At 56.1% G+C, this 20905-nt stretch carries 19 protein-coding genes and 1 pseudogene; 15 read left to right on the top strand and 5 right to left on the bottom strand.

The annotated features are described in order from the left end of the window. Nucleotides 1-161: 161 nt before the first annotated feature. The 6 genes from R1T41_RS13140 to R1T41_RS13115 all read left to right on the top strand — a co-directional run bounded on the left by R1T41_RS13140 (nt 162) and on the right by R1T41_RS13115 (nt 4040). Nucleotides 162-1193, top strand: coding sequence for an alpha/beta hydrolase (locus tag R1T41_RS13140; protein WP_297010292.1), 1032 nt, complete (start codon nt 162-164; stop codon nt 1191-1193). 148 nt (nt 1194-1341) lie between these two features. Then, nucleotides 1342-1767 (top strand): organic hydroperoxide resistance protein, encoded by a 426-nt coding sequence (locus tag R1T41_RS13135; RefSeq protein WP_062952767.1) that lies wholly within the window; start codon nt 1342-1344, stop codon nt 1765-1767. 179 nt (nt 1768-1946) lie between these two features. Then, complete coding sequence (locus R1T41_RS13130; protein WP_317337420.1) at nt 1947-2243, top strand: putative quinol monooxygenase; 297 nt, start codon at nt 1947-1949, stop codon at nt 2241-2243. A gap of 34 nt (nt 2244-2277) precedes the next feature. Continuing rightward, nucleotides 2278-2718: a YqaA family protein gene (locus R1T41_RS13125; protein ID WP_197468306.1), complete on the top strand. Its 441-nt coding sequence runs from the start codon at nt 2278-2280 to the stop codon at nt 2716-2718. A gap of 179 nt (nt 2719-2897) precedes the next feature. Next, complete coding sequence (locus R1T41_RS13120; protein ID WP_317337419.1) at nt 2898-3260, top strand: hypothetical protein; 363 nt, start codon at nt 2898-2900, stop codon at nt 3258-3260. A gap of 177 nt (nt 3261-3437) precedes the next feature. Then, nucleotides 3438-4040 carry a LysE family translocator gene (locus R1T41_RS13115; protein ID WP_082832843.1) on the top strand — a complete coding sequence of 201 codons (603 nt, stop codon included), beginning with the start codon at nt 3438-3440 and terminating at the stop codon, nt 4038-4040. A 5-nt stretch (nt 4041-4045) separates the two neighbouring features. Here R1T41_RS13115 and R1T41_RS13110 read toward each other — a convergent pair whose 3' ends face one another. Next, on the bottom strand, nt 4046-4891 hold the full coding sequence (locus R1T41_RS13110) for an AraC family transcriptional regulator (protein WP_317337418.1): 846 nt from the start codon (nt 4889-4891) through the stop codon (nt 4046-4048). A 101-nt stretch (nt 4892-4992) separates the two neighbouring features. On the opposite strand from R1T41_RS13110, the gene R1T41_RS13105 reads away from it, so the two are divergent. Continuing rightward, nucleotides 4993-7761, top strand: coding sequence for an ATP-dependent DNA helicase (locus R1T41_RS13105; RefSeq protein WP_317337417.1), 2769 nt, complete (start codon nt 4993-4995; stop codon nt 7759-7761). Here the strand turns inward: R1T41_RS13105 and R1T41_RS13100 are convergent. Next, entirely contained in the window at nt 7752-8102 is a 351-nt protein-coding gene (locus tag R1T41_RS13100; protein WP_317337416.1) for a helix-turn-helix domain-containing protein, read from the bottom strand. The two genes, R1T41_RS13105 and R1T41_RS13100, sit on opposite strands and share 10 nt — an antisense overlap. A 102-nt stretch (nt 8103-8204) precedes the next feature. On the opposite strand from R1T41_RS13100, the gene R1T41_RS13095 reads away from it, so the two are divergent. The 3 genes from R1T41_RS13095 to R1T41_RS13085 all read left to right on the top strand — a co-directional run bounded on the left by R1T41_RS13095 (nt 8205) and on the right by R1T41_RS13085 (nt 10545). After that, on the top strand, nt 8205-9122 hold the full coding sequence (locus R1T41_RS13095; protein ID WP_317337415.1) for an SMP-30/gluconolactonase/LRE family protein: 918 nt from the start codon (nt 8205-8207) through the stop codon (nt 9120-9122). 87 nt (nt 9123-9209) lie between these two features. Beyond that, nucleotides 9210-9431 (top strand): hypothetical protein, encoded by a 222-nt coding sequence (locus tag R1T41_RS13090; protein ID WP_062960946.1) that lies wholly within the window; start codon nt 9210-9212, stop codon nt 9429-9431. A 94-nt stretch (nt 9432-9525) separates the two neighbouring features. Next, nucleotides 9526-10545, top strand: coding sequence for a hypothetical protein (locus R1T41_RS13085; RefSeq protein WP_062960947.1), 1020 nt, complete (start codon nt 9526-9528; stop codon nt 10543-10545). Nucleotides 10546-10555: 10 nt separating this feature from the next. On the opposite strand, the gene R1T41_RS13080 is transcribed toward R1T41_RS13085, so the two are convergent. Together R1T41_RS13080 and R1T41_RS13075 are read right to left on the bottom strand one after the other, a co-directional pair. After that, a complete protein-coding gene (locus R1T41_RS13080) occupies nt 10556-11125 on the bottom strand; it encodes an HdeD family acid-resistance protein (protein ID WP_062960948.1) in 570 nt (189 codons plus the stop codon). A gap of 36 nt (nt 11126-11161) precedes the next feature. After that, entirely contained in the window at nt 11162-13090 is a 1929-nt protein-coding gene (locus tag R1T41_RS13075; protein WP_317337414.1) for a heavy metal translocating P-type ATPase, read from the bottom strand. A 328-nt stretch (nt 13091-13418) separates the two neighbouring features. Here R1T41_RS13075 and R1T41_RS13070 point away from each other — a divergent pair, with 328 nt between their 5' ends. The 3 genes from R1T41_RS13070 to R1T41_RS13060 all read left to right on the top strand — a co-directional run bounded on the left by R1T41_RS13070 (nt 13419) and on the right by R1T41_RS13060 (nt 16157). Beyond that, the gene (locus R1T41_RS13070) at nt 13419-13865 is read left to right on the top strand and encodes a DUF2946 family protein (RefSeq protein ID WP_317337413.1); all 447 of its coding nucleotides are present in this window, start codon (nt 13419-13421) and stop codon (nt 13863-13865) included. A gap of 153 nt (nt 13866-14018) precedes the next feature. Then, nucleotides 14019-15404, top strand: coding sequence for a PepSY domain-containing protein (locus R1T41_RS13065; RefSeq protein WP_317337412.1), 1386 nt, complete (start codon nt 14019-14021; stop codon nt 15402-15404). A 108-nt stretch (nt 15405-15512) separates the two neighbouring features. Next, nucleotides 15513-16157: a Crp/Fnr family transcriptional regulator gene (locus tag R1T41_RS13060; RefSeq protein WP_317337411.1), complete on the top strand. Its 645-nt coding sequence runs from the start codon at nt 15513-15515 to the stop codon at nt 16155-16157. 47 nt (nt 16158-16204) lie between these two features. On the opposite strand, the gene R1T41_RS13055 is transcribed toward R1T41_RS13060, so the two are convergent. After that, nucleotides 16205-19342, bottom strand: a complete 3138-nt coding sequence (locus R1T41_RS13055; RefSeq protein ID WP_317337410.1) for an EAL domain-containing protein — start codon at nt 19340-19342, stop codon at nt 16205-16207. 367 nt (nt 19343-19709) lie between these two features. On the opposite strand from R1T41_RS13055, the gene R1T41_RS13050 reads away from it, so the two are divergent. Beyond that, nucleotides 19710-20123 carry a tellurite resistance TerB family protein gene (locus tag R1T41_RS13050; protein WP_082824825.1) on the top strand — a complete coding sequence of 138 codons (414 nt, stop codon included), beginning with the start codon at nt 19710-19712 and terminating at the stop codon, nt 20121-20123. A 262-nt stretch (nt 20124-20385) separates the two neighbouring features. After that, a pseudogene (locus R1T41_RS13045) lies at nt 20386-20892 on the top strand (NAD(P)-dependent oxidoreductase); the annotation flags it as partial. Nucleotides 20893-20905 lie beyond the last annotated feature (13 nt).

The raw sequence follows: 20905 nt of genomic DNA, 5'->3' as shown, positions 1-20905 counted from the left end.
CATTAATATATCGCACACGACTAAATTACAAGCGATTTAATTGCATGGCTCGCATTCTCAAATTTATATCGCACACGATTAAATCGTGCGATATAACAAAATCATCGAAACGGAAAACGCCGCACAGCGGCTCTAAACAGACAGCTAAAAGGAACAAGATCATGAATACATTCAAAACGACTGTTGCCTCCGCTGCGATTGCTCTGGCAACCACCCTGACCGCCACGACCGCTTTGGCCGATCCGGTTCTCGAAAACAACACTCAGAACTTCATCAATGTCCTGAACGCTTCGGGTGGCGAACCGATCTACACGCTCAGCCCGGCTGATGCACGCAACGTTCTGGCCGGCGCACAGGCAGGCCCGATTGCGAAACGCGCCGCCGACGTCACCGATACCGTCTTCCCGGTTGGCCCGACGGGTGAAACCCGGGTCCGGATCGTCCGCCCCGAAGGCAACACCGACCGCCTGCCGGTTGTCGTATACTTCCACGGTGGTGGCTGGGTGCTGGGCGATAAGGAAACCCATGATCGCCTGATCCGCGAAATCGCCGTACAGGCAAATGCCGCCGTCGTCTTTGTTGATTATGAACGTTCACCCGAAGCCAAATATCCGATCGCAATCGAACAGGATTATGCCGTCACCAAATATGTCGCCGATCACAGCGAACAGCTTAACGTCGACCCGACCCGTCTGGCGATTGCCGGGGACAGTGTCGGCGGGAACATGACCGCGGTTGTTTCCCTGCTGGCTGAACAGCGCAAAGGACCGGAAATCATCGCTCAGGTACTGTTCTACCCGGTGACCGATGCGAATTTTGAAAACGGATCCTATACCGAATTTGCCAATGGCCCGTGGTTGACCAAGGCGGCAATGGAATGGTTCTGGAACCAGTACCTGCCCGAAGGTACGGACCGCACCGATCCGAAAGTAACGCCGATCCACGCCCCGCAGGATTTGCTGGCCGGACAGGCACCCGCACTGATCATCACCGATGAAAACGACGTGCTGCGTGACGAGGGCGAAGCATATGCCCGCAAGCTCAGCCAGGCCGGGGTGGATGTCACCGCGGTTCGCTATAACGGTACGATCCATGATTTCGTCATGCTCAATGCCGTTGCCGATACCCCGGCTGCCAAGGCCGCAACCGCCCAGGCCAGCCAGTTTCTGAAGAACGCCTTCTACGGCGAATGATCCGAACTTTCTGCAACTTCTTTCGGGGGCGCGGTTGCGCCCCCACCCACCCGGCGACATATCACTTGGGGCACAACCGAACCAACGCCCTGATCAGCCGGTTTATCGAAACCTTCGAACCATCACGTTCAAACAAAGGAAGAAAACCATGTCTGTAGATGTCAAATATCGCGCAACAGCAAGTGCAACCGGTGGCCGTGACGGCCGTGCGAAAACAGAAGACGGCAGCCTCGATGTCAAACTGACCACGCCAAAAGAACTTGGCGGTGCAGGTGGCGAAGGCAACAACCCCGAACAGCTTTTCGCAATGGGTTACTCAGCCTGCTTCATCGGCGCGATGAAATTCGTATCCTCCCAGGGCGGCCCGAAAGTTCCGTCTGATGTTTCGGTCAAGGCTGTTGTCGGCATCGGCCCGCGTGCGGCTGGTGGTTTTGGCCTTGCAGTTGACCTGCATGTTTCGCTGCCGGGCCTTGATAAGGCCGACGCGGAAAAGCTGGTCGAAGAAGCTCACAAAATCTGCCCTTACTCCAACTCGGTCCGCGGCAATGTCGACGTAACCTCGCACATCGTCTGATCGAAAACCTCCCCTCTTCGGCAGGGACCTCCCCCGATCCGCAACTGCCGAAGCCAAGCCCGGTGCTCTCCCCGCACCGGGCTTTTATTTTACCGGTAATTTAACTGTTGCCCGATCCGGCCCCTGCCCCGATGATCCTGACCAATCAAACTGCCATATAAATCAGACAGGAAACATCCATGTCCCAACAACTTACCGTTATTGCCATCGCACGCGCCAAGCCGGGCAAGGAAGCCGAACTTGGCAAACGTCTTCTGGCACTCGTCGAACCATCACGCGCCGAAGAAGGCTGCATCAGCTACGATATCCACCAGTCCAACGACGATCCGGCGACCTGGATGGCGTATGAAAACTGGCGTTCTGACGAAGATCTGGCGCTGCATTTCGACACACCTTATCTGCGCGCATTTGCCGAGGGCGGCGAAGAAGTTCTTGCCGAGCCGGTAAATATTCAGAAATTCACCATCAAATCCTGACCATTCTCCTCCAATCCCCGACGGAATGCAGACCTTGCTTTTTGCGTTGCTGCTCTCGGCCTTTACCTCCGCTACCATCCTGCCCGGTACGTCCGAGGCAGCGCTGGCGGCCCTTGTCGCATCGGGCGATTATGCCGTCTGGCTTTTGGTCGTGGTGGCAACGCTTGGCAATGTCATGGGATCATGCGTCAATTGGGGACTCGGGCTTTATATCGATCATTTCAGGGATCGCCGCTGGTTCCCGGTATCACCCGGTGCGCTTGATCGCGCGTCACACTGGTTTGGCAAATACGGGCTTTGGTCGCTCCTGCTTGCATGGCTGCCAATCATTGGCGATCCGCTGACACTGTTTGCCGGTATCATGCGGGTGCGCTTTGTGCCCTTTATCGTGCTGGTGACGATTGGCAAAGCCGCACGCTATGCGATGATTGCCGGTGGGGCGGGTTGGATCGTTAGCCTGCTTGGACACACATAATATTCACCAAAATAAATCCACAATAAAAATCGAAACGCGCAAATTTTAAAAAACACAACAGCCACATCAATTATATAAAAATATAGTTCATTTGCTAATATTAACCCCACGTGATTTAGTTTTGCGAAATAAAAACGAGCAATTGTTTATAAATTTCACAAAATCAATGGGAGTATATTATGAACATGGAAATTCCAGTCTGGGTAAAACCCGCAATCTGGGGCGGTGTCATCGGTGCGGTTGCCATCACAATTATCGGCTTTAGCGCAAGCTGGGTCGTTTCGGGTAGTACTGCAACCGAAATGGCTAACAATCAAAGCAAGGATGCGGTCATCACCGCTCTTGCACCGATCTGTGTGGCACAGTTCAAAGCCCAGACACCAAACAACCAGACCATGCAGCTTGCCGCCCTTAAAGAGGAAAGCTCTTACAAGCGTGATGACTTCGTTGTTGAAGGCGGCTGGGCCACCATGCCCGGTAACGATGCCCCGACCAAGGAAATCGCCGACGCCTGTGCGGAACAGCTGATGAAGCTGACATAAACCAAGCGGATCACCTCCCCCGAGGTAATTGATCCGTCCAAGGCGGCGTTCGGGCCAACTCCCGGATGCCGCTTTTTTTAAGGAAGATTACAACAGGCAGGGCAATATCGTTCAATAAACCGGCAAGCCCGCGGCGCATTCTGGGATCAATCAAAAACACCAGAGGAACGTCACCCCATGCTTGCCGCCGCCCCAAGCCTTTATCTTTCAATGGCTGCCTTCGCACTTGCTGCCTCCATCACACCCGGACCTGTCAATATCCTGATTTTGAGTTCCGGCGTGCATTACGGTTTCCGTCCCAGCCTGCGGCTTGTATTCGGGGCCACCAGCGGCTTTTGCCTGTTGCTGCTTTTGATCGGGTTGGGCCTGCATGAATTGCTGGTGATTTTCCCAAACCTGACGACAATCATCCAATGGGCCGGGGTCGCCTTTTTGCTGTTCATGGCCTTCAAACTTGCCTCCGCGTCGGGTGAACTTGGTAAAACCCGCGCGGGAAAAGGCCCATCCATGATGACCGGTGCCTTACTACAATGGGTCAATCCGAAGGCATGGCTGGCGGCGGTTGCCGGTATGGGGGCCTACGCTGCCAATGGCGCACCGGCACTGGTATGGGAATTCACTGTGCTTTATTTCGCGGTATGCTTTGCCTCGGTCACATGCTGGGCTTATGCTGGGGCGTTTCTGGGACGATTTTTAAATGATGCCGCCCATATCCGGCTGTTTAACCGGATCATGGCCGCCCTATTGATCGCAAGTGCGGCTTATCTGATCGTCAACTGATGGCATCAGGCAACATGCGCCATCGCATAATGGCGAGGAGTGGTCGCCATCAGGCGTTTGAAAACACGTTGAAAATGCGCCTGATCGGCAAAGCCGCAATCAAGGGCTACGTCAACAATCCGCTCCCCACGCTTAAGCGCATGGCGCGCCTTCTGCACCCGGCAATTGATCAGATAGGCATAGGGCGTCATGCCATGTGCCTTTTTGAACGCGCGCACCAGATAGGATCGCGAAACCCCGATCACAGCGGCAAGGTCATCCAGATTGACGTCTTCGGCGAAATAGGTCCGGATATAGTCCGCCACCCGATCCATTTTGCTTTTATCCATTGCACCGGCATCCCTGCGCAATATACCGCGCCGGTCAAGCGCCACATGCAGATCGGCAAAGAATGAGACCATCGTGCTTTCCTTGACCAACCGATCACAATCAGGATTGATCAATGTATCGGCAAGGTTTTGCAAACCGGAATACAGCACCGGATTATGGCTGATGGTGTCGGAAAACATCGCAAACCGCCCGGCTGCATCGGCATCGATTTCGACTTGCAAATCCAGAAGCCACGCCGGATCAACAAACAACATATCATAGCACCATCCACCACCCGGCACCGGGTTACAGCCATGAACATCCTCGGGATTGAGAACAACAACCGATCCCTTGCCGGTTTCATGGGTCTTCCCCCGGTTCCAATAGGTACTGCGCCCGCCCTTGACGATGCCGATTGAAAACGTGTCGTGGCTGTGGCGTTCATAACAAACAGCCCGCCCGTCATCGACCCGGCGCAGCTCGACAAACGGCAGACCGGCATCGCGCCAGAAACACTGGTTCTCTGATTTTGCCTTGCCCATTGAAACGCCCGCACCATCTTTGGGAATGAAAACGCGAAAATCCGAAGATAGGTTAATTTCCCCGGTGGCACCAGTGGCCGGACCTGATTATAGTCCCCCAAATGTTCGATGATCGTTCTGATCCCACGCCGAAATTCATGCCGCCCGACGCACCTGTCATGGTCGTCGGATTGCGGCACGCTGTTTTCCTGTCACCCGATGGCGAGGTCGAGGAACTGCCGCATGGCGCGGCCGCCAAACGCGCGCGATCCCAACGTCCAATCCTTGTGCATACCCCGGCATCGGCACGGCGGATGAAATCCGATCCGTTTCCGGCCCATGACCTTTTGGAACTGTTTGCCTTTGTCCGCCCGGCGCAGTTTTGCGTCCCTACCCCACGCGGGCTTGCCATGGCGACCGGGCAGCGGGCGTCTGATGATCTGATCGGACAGGCCGAAGCCTTGGCCGAGGCGATGAAACGATTGTTGCAGGAACTTGCCACCCTGCCGCGTGAAAAACGTGCACGTGCCCTTTCCATCGCATGGCCAATGGCGCGCGGACACTGGATGTGGGGGGTGCCGGTTCTGGCCGCCCTTGGTGCCGATGGCGACGGGCCGCATAAATTTGCCGTCTATGAAGGCCTTAAAGTCTGGAAGAAAATGGGCGAATGGGCCGAACATGCCCCACCGCCGCCGCCCGGCAATATTCCGGTCGATCCCAAGGATGCCCGCGAACGGCTGAAAAAGCTTCTGGGCGAAGGGGCGGAGGAACGCCCGCAACAGGCTGATTATGCATCCGCCGTCTGTTCGGCCTTCGCGCCCCGAACCGCCGAAGGCACGCCCAATATTGTTCTGGCCGAGGCAGGGACCGGGACGGGCAAGACGCTGGGCTATGTTGCCCCGGCATCGATCTGGGCGCAGAAGAATGACGGGGCGGTGTGGATTTCAACCTATACCCGCAACCTGCAACGTCAGATCGATCAGGAACTAAACCGTCTTTATGACGATCCCAAGGACAAACGCCTGAAGGCGGTTGTCCGAAAGGGTCGCGAAAATTACCTGTGCCTTCTGAATTTCGAAGAAGCCCAGAGACCCTTGGCGCAACAACCCCATCAGGCGATCCCGCTGGGGCTGATGGCGCGCTGGGCATCGCAAACGCGTGATGGCGATATGGTCGGCGGTGATTTCCCGGCATGGCTGACGGAACTGATCGGCAACCGTTTTACCGGTGCACTGGCCGATCAGCGTGGCGAATGTATTTATGCCGCCTGCCCGCATTATTCGCGCTGCTTTGTTGAAAAAACCGTCCGACGTGCAAGGTCGGCCGAAATCGTGGTCGCCAACCATGCACTGGTGATGGTTCAGGCTGCGCTTGGCGGGCTTGACGATGCATCGATGCCGACACGTTATGTCTTTGACGAGGGGCATCACCTTTTTGACGCCGCCGACAAAGCCTTTTCCGCCCACCTGACCGGCCAGGAAGGCGCGGAGCTACGTCGCTGGCTATTGGGGGCGGAAAACAAGGGCCAGTCGCGTGCCCGTGGTCTTAAGCAACGGCTTGAAACCCTGATCATGGATCGGGACGAACTCCGCGATGCCGTCAATGCTGTGATCCAGGCTGCCCAATGCCTGCCAGAACAGGGCTGGCTGATGCGCATTCATGACGGTGCCGAACATGCCAAGGGCCCAGCGGAATTGTTCCTTGCCCATGTGCGGGCACAGGTCATGGCACGTGCCGCCGAAGGCGACCGGGGTTATTCAATTGAAACCGATTGCAAACCGGCCATTGACCCGGTTCTGGCCAGTGCGGCCGATCTTGATCGTGCGCTGGCCGCCCTTGAAAAACCGGCCAAGGCCCTGATCAAGATCATCGCCCATATGCTGGATGAAAAGGCAGACGAGCTTGAAAGTGCCGAACGCCAGCGTCTTGATGCCGCGATCCGTTCCCTTGAACGGCGTGCGATCATGCAGGTGGCGGCGTGGCGCGGCATGCTTGAAAGCCTTGTCGATGCCACCCCACCAGAATTTGTCGACTGGTTTGCCATTGAACGGCAGTTTGGCCGCGATTTCGATGTTGGCATGCACCGCCATCATATCGACCCCACACTGCCCCTGACCGCGGCCCTTGCCCCCTCAGCCCATGGGCTTGTGATCACATCGGCCACGCTCCGCGATGGCACGGGCGATGAAATGTTTGACTGGGGTGTTGCCGAAGACCGCACCGGGGCGTCGCACATGCCGATGCCTGCGATCCGGGCGGCGATGAAGAGCCCTTATGACTACGCCAAACAGACCAAGGTTTTCATCATCAATGACCTTGGGCGCGATAACCCCGACCATGTGGCAGCGGCCTATCGCGAACTGTTTCTCGCGTCCGGTGGCGGTGCACTTGGCCTGTTTACCGCGATCAACCGTTTGCGGGCGGTTTACGAACGCCTGACCGGGCCGCTAGATGATGCCGGGTTGCAACTTCTGGCGCAGCATATTGACGGCATGGATGTATCCACCCTGATCGATATTTTCCGGGTTGAACGTGATGCCTGTCTATTGGGTACCGATGCGGTACGCGACGGGGTCGATGTTCCGGGGGATAGCCTTCGCCTTATCGTCTTTGATCGCGTGCCATGGCCCCGCCCCGATATCCTGCACCGGGCACGCAAGGCCGCATTTCATGGTGCGCGGTACGACGACATGCTGACCCGTCTGCGGATGAAGCAAGCCTTTGGCCGCCTTGTTCGCCGCGCGGAAGACCGTGGGGTATTTGTGCTGCTTGATAATCGGATGCCATCGCGATTGCTGGGCGCATTCCCCGAAGACGTCAATGTCCAGCGGGTCGGCATGCGCGAAGCGATTGAACAGACGCGCACATTTTTGCGCCCCGGTCAGGATTGAGTACCTGGGACACCTTGCAAGTCTTTCCCCCACTCTTTCGCCCACAATCCCAAAGGCACCAGCATTTCATAAAGTTCCCGTCCGCGCGGCGTAACGCGATATCCCGTGGCATCGTGATCAACAAGACAGGCAGCGCGCAGCTCGGCGATCCGGGTATTGAGCGTTGTGGGCGACAGGTTATCACATTTTTCCTGAAGTTCGCGGAAGGTACAGGGACCCTGTTCGGACAGGGTCCAGACAATTCCCATCGCCCAACGCCGCCCCAAAAGATCGAATAGTGCCATGATCGGCGCGCCACTTTGCGAACCGCGAACGGGTTTTCCGGGGGCAGGTATTTTCATCCTTCGGTCCCTCTTACGCGCTACACAAATGGTAGCATTTGCCGAATTGGCCTTTTATTGCTATGAATATTGTAGCACTCGCCCTACAGGAAGGAAACCGATATGGCCGAAACGGATTTTGAAATCCTTGACCCGCGATTTAAAACGCTGGTGAAAACCAGTGCGGTGATCGAAAAACTCTGGTCAGGTGGCCGCTGGACCGAAGGCCCGGCCTATTTCCCTGCGCTTAAATCGCTGGTTTTTTCCGATATACCGAATGACCGTCTGATGCGGTTTGACGAGACTACAGGTCAGACCGGCATTCTGATGGGCGGGCGTGATCGCTATGTAAATGGTAATACCGTCGACCGGCAGGGTCGGCTGCTCAGTTGCGAACATGGCGGGCGGTGCATTACACGTACCGAACATGACGGTCGCTTGACCGTTCTGGCCGACCGTTATGAGGGCAAACGGTTCAACAGTCCCAATGACCTTGTCGTCAAATCTGATGGCTCGATCTGGTTTACCGATCCAGCATATGGCATTGATTCCGATTATGAGGGCTTTCGCGCCGCCCCGGAAATGGATGGTTGCCACGTTTACCGGATTGACCGCGTGACAGGCAAAATCACCCGCGTTGCCGATGATTTCAAACGCCCCAACGGATTGGCATTCTCCCCCGATGAAAGCAAACTTTACATCGCCGATACCGGTGCCACCCATTTCGAAAGCGGCGAACGCCACATAAGGGTTTTCGATGTCCGCGATGACAACAGCCTTGCAGGAGGTGACGTTTTTGCCCAATGCAGCAACGGGCTGTTTGACGGCTTCCGGTTGGACAATACCGGACGGCTTTGGTGCAGCGCCACCGATGGTGTGCATTGCCTAACCGATACCGGTGATCTGATCGGCAAGGTTCTTGTGCCTGAACGGGTCTCGAATGTCTGTTTCGGCGGCCCGAAAAACAATCGCCTGTTCATCACCGCGACCGGATCGCTTTATTCCGTCCTGCTGCCGACCACAGGCCTTCGGGCATTTTAAGGCCATGGACAAAGCGCGTTTGACCAACGCGACCTTTCACCCCATATCCGAAGGGCGAAATGGACCGACACATAAAAGGATAAACCGATGTCCCGTCCACCCCTGAAGGAAGCGATAGAACATTGCCGGGCCGAGGTTATGGCGGCCTCGGGTGTGGTTGGCGTGGCGGCCGGTGTGTCGCGCATCCATCCCGACCGCCAATGCATTCATGTTTATGTATCCTGTCCCGGCTGGCCAGACGGCGTTCCCCATGATGTTGACGGCTACGACGTAGAGTTGATTCCAGGCAAGGGTTTTACAGCCTTTTGAGTGCCATAAACCCCTGCCATGCTGAATAAAACCGGCGATGAAAGCCGGAATAATCCGGGGCAAGCCGTGATAACAGCAGTAGGGAATTCCAACCATGACACGGGCCAATTTTGCGCAATATCGGGACTTCATCCGTCAAACCAACCAGTTCGATCCGCTGCTGGAACGCGGCGAGATAAACGGTTATTCGCTGGGTCGGAAAACCGTCAAGGGCACTGATACCGGCGAGCTTGCCATCGTCATTTTCGTGAACCGGAAAATCGCGGCAAGCCAGCTTGCACTGTCGCACCGCATCCCCAATCTGGTACAGCACCCCGCCAGTAGCGGTGGCACGGTCGATTTCATTACCGATGTGCAGGAAGCAAGCTTCTCGCGCCGTCCGTTAACCGCGCGCGAACGTCCGGCCACCAGCGGCATCAGCATCGGCCATGCAGATATCACCGCCGGAACCCTGGGCGGATTGATGCGTGACCGGCTTAGCGGCACGGTCGTCATCCTGTCGAACAATCATGTTCTGGCCAATTCGAACGATGCGCGGCCGGGCGATGCCATCCTGCAACCAGGCATCGCCGATGGTGGCCATGATTCGAATGATGTTATTGCCGGTCTGGCCCGGTTTGTACCGATCGATTTTCGCGACAATGCCGAAAACCGTATGGATGCGGCGATTGCCGCACCGCTTGAACCCGCGACCGAATATGTCCGCTGGCACACGCAGAATATCGGGCCGGAAACACCGGGAAAAACCCGCAATCTTGGCGATGGCGACCTTGGCACGGCAGTTCATAAAACCGGGCGCACCACCGGCCATACCAAGGGATCTATACAGGGTCTTTATGCCACCGTTCAGGTCAATTACGGCGAAGCCGGAAACGCGGTTTTCGTCGATCAGGTGATCATTTCCCAACCGCTGGGTCAGGGCGATTTTTCACGCGGTGGTGATTCCGGTTCGCTGGTTTATGACGATGACAATGTCTGCGTCGGGTTGCTGTTTGCAGGATCGGAAAGTACCGCACGCGATCCGGGCACAACCATCATCACCCCGATTGAGGTCGTGATGAAGGAACTTGACCTTGAACTGATCGCGCCCGGCGCCTTTCCGCATGATCCATGACCGGCAGTGGCTAGCGGACGGAAACCTTGCCCATCGCCATCGACACCATCAGGTAACTGAAACCTGATGACAGCAGATTGATACCCAGCAAAAGCCCTATGGCCCATGTGGCCGAACTTGGCAGCTCGGCGAATATCAGGATACCGGCAAGTACGGCAATCCCGCCAGAGAACAGCATCCATTTCCAACCGGGAAACTGGCTGAGCCGAAACGCCATGACGAGCTCGAGAACCCCCTGCAGGATAAAGGCGATCGCCAGCAAAACCGTCAGGGTCACAATCCCGGTCAGCGGGAAGAACGCAAGCCACCCGCCAACAAGCCCGAACAAAACACCCTGAACGATGTCGATCCAGCGTCGTGTCGGGGTATCGGCATTCCATGCACCGTAAAAGTGCCCGACAGCCCCAATGATAAACAACCAGCCGATCACGGTTTTAAAGGCAATTGTGGTCGCAAACGGAAAGGCAACGGCAAGGATACCGAGCACCAGCAAAACCAGTCCGACGATGCGCAACCGTTTGCGCCCCTTTTCCAGAAGTCCGCGCATTTCCGGCGTGCCGTCATTCACGATAAGTGTCATTACCCTGTTCCTTTGCTTCAAAGACGCCAGTTGCAACTATAGCCTGTACTCGCCCTCATCCCCTACCAAATCTGCATTGATGTTACGCACAAGTGCAAGGCGCAAAGCATTGAGGATCGCAATAACATCAATACCTTCCTGCAGAATTGCCCCTGTCACCGGGCTGATGAGGCCAAAGGCGGCAAAGCCCATGGCAATGATCGATAACACCATACCGCCAATCACGCTTTGCAATAAAATACGGCGCATGGCGGTACTGATATGAAACAGTTCATCGACGGTTTGCAGCGAACTTTCGGGGATCACGGCACCTGCGGCCTCGGCGGTAACTGAACTGTGCTTGCCAAAAGCGATGCCAACGGTTGCCGCCGCCAATGCCGGGGCATCATTAATGCCATCCCCCATGAAAAGCGTCGGTGCACTTGCCGCCTCGCGGCGCACGATGGCAACCTTTTGTTCCGGGCTTTGCGATGCAAGGCTTTCTTGAATACCCAGCAATTGCGAAAGGTGGCTGACCTCGCTTTCGCGGTCCCCCGATAAAAGCATGATCTTTTTGAAATGGTGGATCGGCGCCAGATGACCGACAAAATGTTTGCCGTCCGAACGCGGACTATCGCGAAAACGAAAGGTCGCACCATAAGCCCCGTCTATCATAATCGCACACTCCAGCCCGCTGACACTGGGCGGCAGGATATCGGCCATCGTCGGATCGCCTGCAATCAGCTTTTTACGATGGGTCACCGCAATTTCATGGCCATCAACTACACCGGTCAAACCCTGGCCCGGTTTTTCCGAAACCCGTACCACATCACCCAGTGCAAGCTTTCGCGCATCCGCCGCCGCCAGAACCGCCATCGCCAATGGATGTTTCGAATACCGTTCCAGACTGGCAGCAAGCCGCAGAACATCGCTGGCCGAGTTCCCCGCAGCCGGCAGGATTTCGACCAGTTCCGGACGCCCGTAAGTCAGGGTGCCCGTCTTATCGAAGATTGCGGTTCTGCAGGTTGGCAACCGTTCCAGAACCGTCGGATCGCGGATCACGATCCCGCGCCTTGCGGCCATGGAAATCGCGCTCATGATCGTGATCGGAATGGCAATTAAAAGCGGACAGGGTGTTGCCACGACAAGAACCGCCAGAAACCGCACGGCATCGCCGCTTAGATACCAGGCAGCAAACGCCACCAGCAGCGCGAAGGGCGCGAACCATGCACCGATCTGGTCGCCCAGCCGCCGGATTTTCGGGCGTTTTTGTTCGGCTTCCTGCATCACCTGCATGATCTGGGCATAGCGCGACTCACGTGCACGCCGTTCGGCCCGGACCACCAGCACAGCATCACCATTGATCGCCCCCGAAAGCACCGATGCCCCGGGTGCCTTGTTGACAACATAAGGTTCCCCGGTCAGATAGCTTTCATCCATGCTGCCATGACCGTCCACAACAACCCCGTCCACCGGGGCGGTATCATGGGGAAAAATGGCAATCAGGTCGCCGATGGCAATATCATCAAGCCCGATATCGGTGATGTTTTCACCGTCTTTGCGATGCGCGATTGTCGGCATGCGATCCGCCAGCGCGTTCAGCGCCGATGACGCCTTTCGCATGGCAAAGGCTTCCAGAACCTGACCACCGCTTAGCATCAGGATAATTAGCGACGCCGCCAGATATTCGCCCAGAATAACACCGGTGACAAAAGCAATGACGGCCAGAAAATCCGCCCCGAAATCGCGTTGCAGCACCTTCTGGGCAATTTCAAAAAGCAAAACCCCGCCGCCCAAGGCCAAAAGAATAAATAGCGGCCAATCCGTTGCCGCAACCCCGAAAACCGGTGCCATTCCTATCGGCATCAGGGCAAAATGCGCAACAATCCCGGTCACGGTTAACGCCAGCACCGCGCGGTTGACACGCTCAGCCGACCACAAAGGCTTTGTGTGCAATCGCATACCGCCGGGCTGATCGGCTTGCATATCGGCTTCTCCCCGAATGGCCAAAGCAGGATGAACAGCCTAATCCGAAACGGGGTTTTCGCCGAAAACTATTTGCCAACAGCATCATGAGGGACGCGATAGCCATGATGGCGATCAAGCCGTGTAAACCGGAGACGGAATTTCCTGGGCTTTCCGAACGTTAGATCAAGACGACCTTTCCCCGTATCCAAGGCAAACCAACGGATTTCAATTATTACAGGAACGATTATAAAAAATCGGTGATAAGTGGTTCACACCAACAAGTTTTGACACCCCGTCTTCAAGGGATTATTGAAGGCGTGTATCTTTCCGGAATGGATTGAAAGCCGTGATCAAAACCTGCCAGACATATTCGGCACTCAGACGCAGCCTGTCGGTTGCTGTCGCGTGCTTTTTGCTGGCGAATGCCCTGATGTTCGGCTTTATGCATGCGCCGGTCGCGCTTGCCAATACACCGGCCGTTGCCGCAAGCAACGCCGATCAGAACTTTATTCCGCTGATCATCTGTACAGCCAATGGCATCAAGACGATATCCGTCCCTGCCGGTGCTACAGAAGAAGGCGGATCATCCCCCCATTCCAGTGCCTATGAAGGTTTCCAGTGCGCAATTTGCGGCCTTGGCAATCATGCGGTCGGCCTGCCCGTCGAACCGGAATTGCCCCTGATCCATCGCGTGCGGATGTCCAATACGGTCACCGCCCTTCATATCACGGCACGCCTGCATGACTTCTGCCCGATTGCGGCATCACCGCGTGCCCCGCCCTTTCCCGTCTGACTGTCTCCCGGCCTGATGGATGATGTCTGTTGCCCTTCTTGGCGCCGGACCACCCAGCACGGCCAATTTCAGATTGTTTAAGTTCCGGGTAGGGATTGGCCGGCCTATGCGCCTGTATTCCAACAGACCCGCGACCGAATTGGGGATATCGTGATGCCAAATACATCGGCACATGCCAAAAATGCGCCCAAAGGGACAAGCAACCTCTATCGCGCTGTCTGGCGCTGGCATTTCTATGCCGGACTTTTTGTCCTGCCTTTTATGATTCTGCTGGCCGTTACTGGTGCGGCCTATCTTTTCCGTGACGAAATCGATGACTGGGTTTATTCCGATCTGAAATTCGTCAATGTTCTGGATGTACCGCCGCTTCAGATCAGCACGCAGGTCGACGCCGTGCGCTATTTCGTTGGTGACAAACCGGTCAAAATCATCACGCCGGCCTCGCCGGACCGCAGCACCGAAATCGTTATTGCCACATCGGGCGGTGATCGTCGGTCGGTTTATGTCGATCCCTATACAGGACTGGTTCAGGGGTCGATGCCTGATCGCGGCACAATCATGTGGCTGGTGCGCCGCATCCACAGCCTGGCCGAATTCGGCACCATTGCAAATTACCTGATCGAAATTGCCGCGGGCTGGAGCATCCTGCTGGTCGCGACCGGCACATACCTTTGGTGGCCGCGCGGCGATCAGACGGGCGGCGTACTGACCGTGCGCGATACGCCTGCGCGTCGACGCTGGTGGCGCGATGCCCATGCGGTAACCGGTATTTTTGTTGGCTTCTTTATCGTGTTTCTGGCCGCAACCGGCATGTTCTGGTCGGTGTTCTGGGGCAAATATGCCAACGAATTCGCCAACGGCACACCCAGCGGCTACCCATCGGGTGTGCGCGTCGAAGTACCGCTTTCGACCGTGCCGATGATTGACGCATTTGGCGAAACCGGTTGGACCACCGAAAACGCCCCGATCCCGATGTCGGTTGACGGCATCGCAAATGCCGGGGGTGTCAAACCAACGCCCATCGGCATTGATGCAGCCGTGACAAAGTTCGAGGAACTTGGCATTGCGCCGGGCTATGCGATTTCACTGCCAGGTGGCGAAACCGGTGTTTACAGTGCATCAATCTATCCCGATGACCTGTCCCAACAGCGTGTCATTCATCTGGACCAGTATTCAGGTCGACCACTGATCAATATGGGATATCAGGATTACGGCATCTTTGGCCGGATCATGGAATGGTCGATCAATGTCCATCTTGGTCAGGAATACGGGGTGATCAACCAGATTTTCCTGATGATTGTCTGTGCCGCAATTGTCTTTATGGCCGTTTCGGGCGGGGTTATGTGGTGGAAACGCCGCCCTGCCGGATCGCTTGGCGTACCACCCTTGCCCCGAAGGACAAAAAGTCTGGTCGGTGTCACGGCAATCCTTGCGATTGGCGGCATCATTTACCCGGTTGTCGGTGCATCCATGCTGGTGATCTGGTTGCTGGACTGGTTGTTTGTTGCCCGGCCCGCCCGCGCATTACGCGCGGCCTGATTGTTAGACAAAGCAAACCGGCCACCCGGCCGGACAAAAGATCTGGTGTCGATACGCGGCACCCCGCAAGATGCCGCGTATCTCCCTTGTGCCATCGGGAGTTCCCCCATGAACAACGAAGACGCCTTGAAACATCTTGAGAAACTTGCTGAAAACCCGGCCCTTGATATGGGGGCCAATACAGCCATCGGACATCACGAAGGGGACAGCGAATATATTTATCGCATCCTGTCGGGCCTTGTGATGCAATGTCACTATGCCGAAGATGGCGAACGTCAGGTCTGCCGCGTGTTTCGCCCCTGCGACCTCATCGGACTTGAGACCGTTGTCGAACCGGGTCTGGCACTGATCAGCGAAACCCTGACACCGACGGTGCTTATGCGCATTCCGGTTGCGCGTGTTCGCATGGCCCAGACAAACAACCCCGAACTGCAACAGGCAATCCTGCGCCTGCTCGCACGCGAGGTTGTCGATGGCTATAACTGGAAGGTCAATCTGGGGACCGGGTCGGCGATGCGCCGGATTTGCCGGTTCCTGCTCTGGAGTGCCAAGGATGATCACTGCCCTCTACCGACACGCGACAAGCTGGGCAGCATCATCGCCACAACCACCGAAACCGCAAGCCGCATGATTGCCGATCTACGTCGTCAGGGTGTCCTGCGCAAAAGCCGGTCACGCCCTTTAACGGTCGTGATCGACCGGGATCGCGTGCGCCAGAAGGCCGGTGATTTCTGGGATCACCGCGCCGCGTGATAACGGACGAAACCTGTTGAAAACCGGGAATGCGGTCGCCTGCATGATCAGTGCGGCCGCGAGTTCCCGCCAAAGGACACATCGAACGGCGTGGTCACGTTCGATTTCAACAGCACTTCAAAATCGCTGGCCGGGATTGGCTTGCTGAAATAGAAGCCCTGCACCTCGTCGACCCCTTCGGAAACGATGCGTTCAAGTTGCATTTCCGTCTCGATCCCCTCGACATTGACCGCCATGCCAAATGACCGCGCCAGGAAGACCACCGCGCGCACGATTGCCGCATTGCCATCGCGACTGTCCAGATCAATGATAAACGACCGGTCGATCTTGATCTTGTCGACCGGGAACCGTTTCAGATAGGCCAGCGATGAATAACCGGTCCCGAAATCATCAATCGCAATCCGGATCCCCTGATTGCGCAGAATGCCAAGTGTGATCGCCGCTTCGCGCGGGTTATCCATCACCGCACTTTCGGTGACTTCAAACTGCAACTGGGTCGGGTTCAGACGTGACCGTTCCAGAACATCGCCGACACTTTCAATCAGATCCTCGTGCCGTGCCAGCTCCAGCGGCGAAAGATTGACCGAAATCGTCAGTTCGCCATAACCGGCATCGACCCATTGCCGGGTCTGTTTGCAGGCCTGATTGAGCACCCAGCGCCCGACATCGGCAATGATTCCCATGCGTTCGGCCACGGGAATGAAATCGACCGGGCTCACCTGCCCGCGTGATGGATGGAACCAGCGCACCAACGCCTCCATCCCGATGATCTTGTGGTTCGCGATATCAATGATCGGCTGATAGAACAGCTCCAGCTCGTCATTTTCAATCGCGTGGCTAAGGTCACGTTCCAGCGCCTTGCGTTCCTGCACTTCGACCTGCAAACGCGGCTCGAAGAAATGATACCGGTTGCGCCCTTCGGCCTTGGAGCAATACAGCGCCAGATCGACATTGCGGAAAAGGTCCTTTTCATCGCGCCCGTCCTGCGGGAACATGCAAATCCCGACCGATGTCGATGCCTGCACCTCGTTCCCGTCCAGCATGAAGCGTTCAGACACCCGTTCAATCAGTCGCTGCGCAACAAGGGTCACTTCCTCGACCGTGCCCGGATCATGGATCAGAACGGCAAATTCATCCCCGCCAAGGCGTGCGACAACATCTTCATTACGCAGGCACACCCGCATGCGCTCCCCTACCCCCTGCAAGAGTAGGTCGCCGATGGGATGCCCTAGCGTATCATTGATGTCCTTGAAGTTATCCAGATCAAACAGCATCAGCACAAAACTGCGCTTTTCATGCTTGCCGCGCTTGACCGCGGCAGCAAGACGTTCCTGAAACAGGGTTCGGTTGGGAAGTCCGGTCAATCCGTCATGATGAGCCAGGAACTGGATGCGGGCTTCGCTGCGTTTTCGATCCGTGATATCCGTGATCGATCCTTCGATCAGAACCGGAACACCCTTGTCATCGCGGACCAGCCGGGCATTTTCCTCAACCCAGATGATCTTGCCGTCCCGGCGGCGCATTTCGGCTTCAAAACCCTGAACCGCGCCGTCACGCAACAGTTTACCCGTCAAACGTAACCGATTGGTCGGGTTCAGGTAACATTGCGAAAACCCGCTTTGTGACACCAGCAATTCATCGGCACTGTCATAGCCAAGGATCGACACAAAGGCCGGATTGGCCGACAGGATATCGCCAAGCGGGCGGCTTTGATAAAGCCCTTCGGCGGAATTTTCGAAAATACCGCGATATTTTTCCTCGGCCCGGCGAAGAGCACGTTCGACCGACAGTTTTTCGGTCACATCCTGCCCGATGCAGATCACCCCCGATACGTCCCCATCTTCACCAAAATGCGCACGCGCATTCCATTGCAACAGGCGCATCTCGCCGTCGCGACGACGGAATGAAATGACTTCGTCCTTGATGATCTCACCGGAAATCAGGCGCTTGATCGCCTGCCGCACCTGATCGCGTTCCCCCGGAAGCAACAGGAAATCAAAGAAATTCTGCCCCGCTGCTTCCATCCAGGAATAGCCGAATGTCCATTCGCATTCGCGGTTATATTCCAGAATGCGTCCTTCGCTATCAAGAAACAGGATCACGCTGCCCGCGGTTTGCACCAACGCACGATAACGTTCCTGGCGACGGCGCAGATCATATTCCGCCTGACGGCTTTTGGTGATGTCGGTAACGGTAACGCTATACCCCAGAAGCGATCCGCCCTCGCCCCGGATTTCTGTCGCGTTGATCCGCACCCAAAGCTGACTGCCATCCTGACGGCGCATTTCCACATCGCGCGCCTGAATGCCGTTGCCCGATACAAGATCGCGGCGCAAATCGCGCAAATCCTCGGATCGGGCATAGAACTTTTCGGGATTGGTCAGATAGGCCTGACGCAGTTCACGGACATTGTCATAGCCAAACAATGTTGCGGCTTCTTCGTTCACACTGGTCAGGGTGCCATCAGCCGCCAGATCAATAATACCATGTACGGCATGTTCAAGTGCCCGGCGATAGCTTTCCTCGCGCGTGCGTTCCTGCCCGAACAGCGCAATCGCATCCTGCGTCGGCAAAGGCATGCGCTGCCACTGGTAAATCCGCTGCCCGTAATGGACCGTTCGAACCTCATCCCAGTCGCCGTTATCCTCCCCTTCTTCGAACAGGGCACGTTGTCCGGTTGGCTTGGTCAGCGACAATGCACCGGGCAGCCCCATTTCGAGGGCAGCCTGTTCTGCTGCCTTGTTCGAGAATCGCAAACCGCCATCGCGTTCGACCACAAGAACCGGTTGCGGGGAAATCAGAACCCCGGTGCCTGTCGTTGCATCGGCATCCTGCAGGGCGATGATGCGGACATAAACCTGTTCGGAAAATGAAAGCTGCCAGGCAAAAAACTGAACATCGCGACCGTCGATATGATCAACGCGCGAAAAATAGCCGACGGCATTAAGGGCTTCGGCACTGATTTCACGAATATTTCGGGCAATTTCGGGATGGGTATCGATTTTTTGCCAGGTATCATCGGCAAGGTCGGGCGAGATCGTCTGCACCCACGGCGCATTGACAAGAAGGCTCTCGCCGATGGGATCATAAACCCCCGACGGTACACGAAGATGCCCAATCAACGCCGCAAGAGTTCCCGCAGCATTGCTTGAAATGATAACTCCCATACCCGGCTTATTCGTCATTTTTGTTATCGCTGCGAGACCATAACTATTACCCCATGCGCTGCAAAGGCCTATTTTATTCCCAAGAGAGAATGCGATGCGTTCCTGACGCTAACATGTTGTAATTTTTTAAGCATCCCCTTCGGTTCACAGCCTCTACGCATGAATGCGTAGCAAGCCCCCCTGTGTCCCGACGACCAAAGGATGCCTCATACTTCACTACGCAATCATTAAAATCGTGAGGATTTAAACGGTTAACTGTTGCCGGGGATCAAATACCGTCTTAGGTTCTATGTCCATCGGAGTTGTCACACGCCATCAGCCGGTGCGTCGACGTTCGGCGGGAATATCCGTTAACGGTCAGTCACCCGGAAAAGGAGTAATCATCGTGATCTCGCATCAGGACGCCTTGATTTACACAATGGTTATGGTTTCGGCCTCGGATAACGATATTACCGACGCAGAATTGTCCGCAATGGGGCGTCGGGTTCGTTACCTTCCGATTTTTGCCGGCTTTGACAATGACGGTGTCACCGCAGTTGCACGTGACTGTGCCAAGTTACTTGCCGAAGAAGACGGGCTCGACAGCACGCTGGATATGATCCGCGAAGCCCTGCCGCGCAAATTGCGCGAAACAGCCTATGTCTTTGCCTGTGAAATTGTCCTGTCTGACAGCGAAATCAGCCAGGAAGAACTTCGCATTCTCGAATTGATACGTCACCGCCTTGATATCGACCGCCTTGTAGGTGCAGCCATTGAACGCGCGATGGCCGCGCGTTATGTCCGCCCTGGCGAATTCTAGGCCCGTGAAGATAAAAGCGAAGACAGCACAGAACGACCACATAATTTCCATTCCGACGACATAGCGTCGGCCGATAGTGACGGAACCCGAATGAAACGCGCATAACATCAGGCAAGTGCCTTGAATTGCTGCTTTCTTTGTCAGACCGCCATGTTATGGCCGCACCTGCATTTTTACTGCCGCCCGCCCGGTTCCAAGAACCGGGATGTTTTTGATCGCCTGATCGCTTTGACCGTCACATTGAAGGCCCACCCGTTGGCCAAAACGAAGGAACACCGTTATGACCGCACTTGCCGGGGAAAATATCGCATTCATCGGTTTGGGACTGATGGGCCGCCCAATGGCGCTCAATCTTGAAAAGGCCGGCGCGATCCTGACCGTCAATACGCGAAATCCCGAAACGCTCAATGCCTTTGACGATCTGGGCGTTGCAACCGCCCCGACCCCCGCCGATGCCGCCGCCGATGCCGATATCGTCATCATATGTGTCGCAAATACCGAGGCGCTTGAGAATGTCCTGCTTGGCGAAGACGGCGTTATTGATGGTATGGAAGAAGGCACCATCGTTGTCGATATGGGCACAACCGCCATCGATGCGACGCGGCGCTTTGCCGATGCCGTCGAAGAAGCAGGCGGTCACTGGATCGATGCCCCGGTATCGGGCGGTACACACGGCGCGGAAAACGGTACACTCACCATCATGGTCGGTGCCGAGGAAGAAGACTTCCAACGTGTCCAGCGTGTCTTTGGCGTTCTTGGATCACGCGTTACCCATGTCGGGG

This window comes from Thalassospira lucentensis, from assembly GCF_032921865.1.
GTDB classification, from domain to species: domain Bacteria; phylum Pseudomonadota; class Alphaproteobacteria; order Rhodospirillales; family Thalassospiraceae; genus Thalassospira; species Thalassospira lucentensis_A.
The sequence above is the reverse complement of the archived record's forward strand: the minus strand, read 5'-3'. Positions and strand labels throughout refer to the sequence as shown.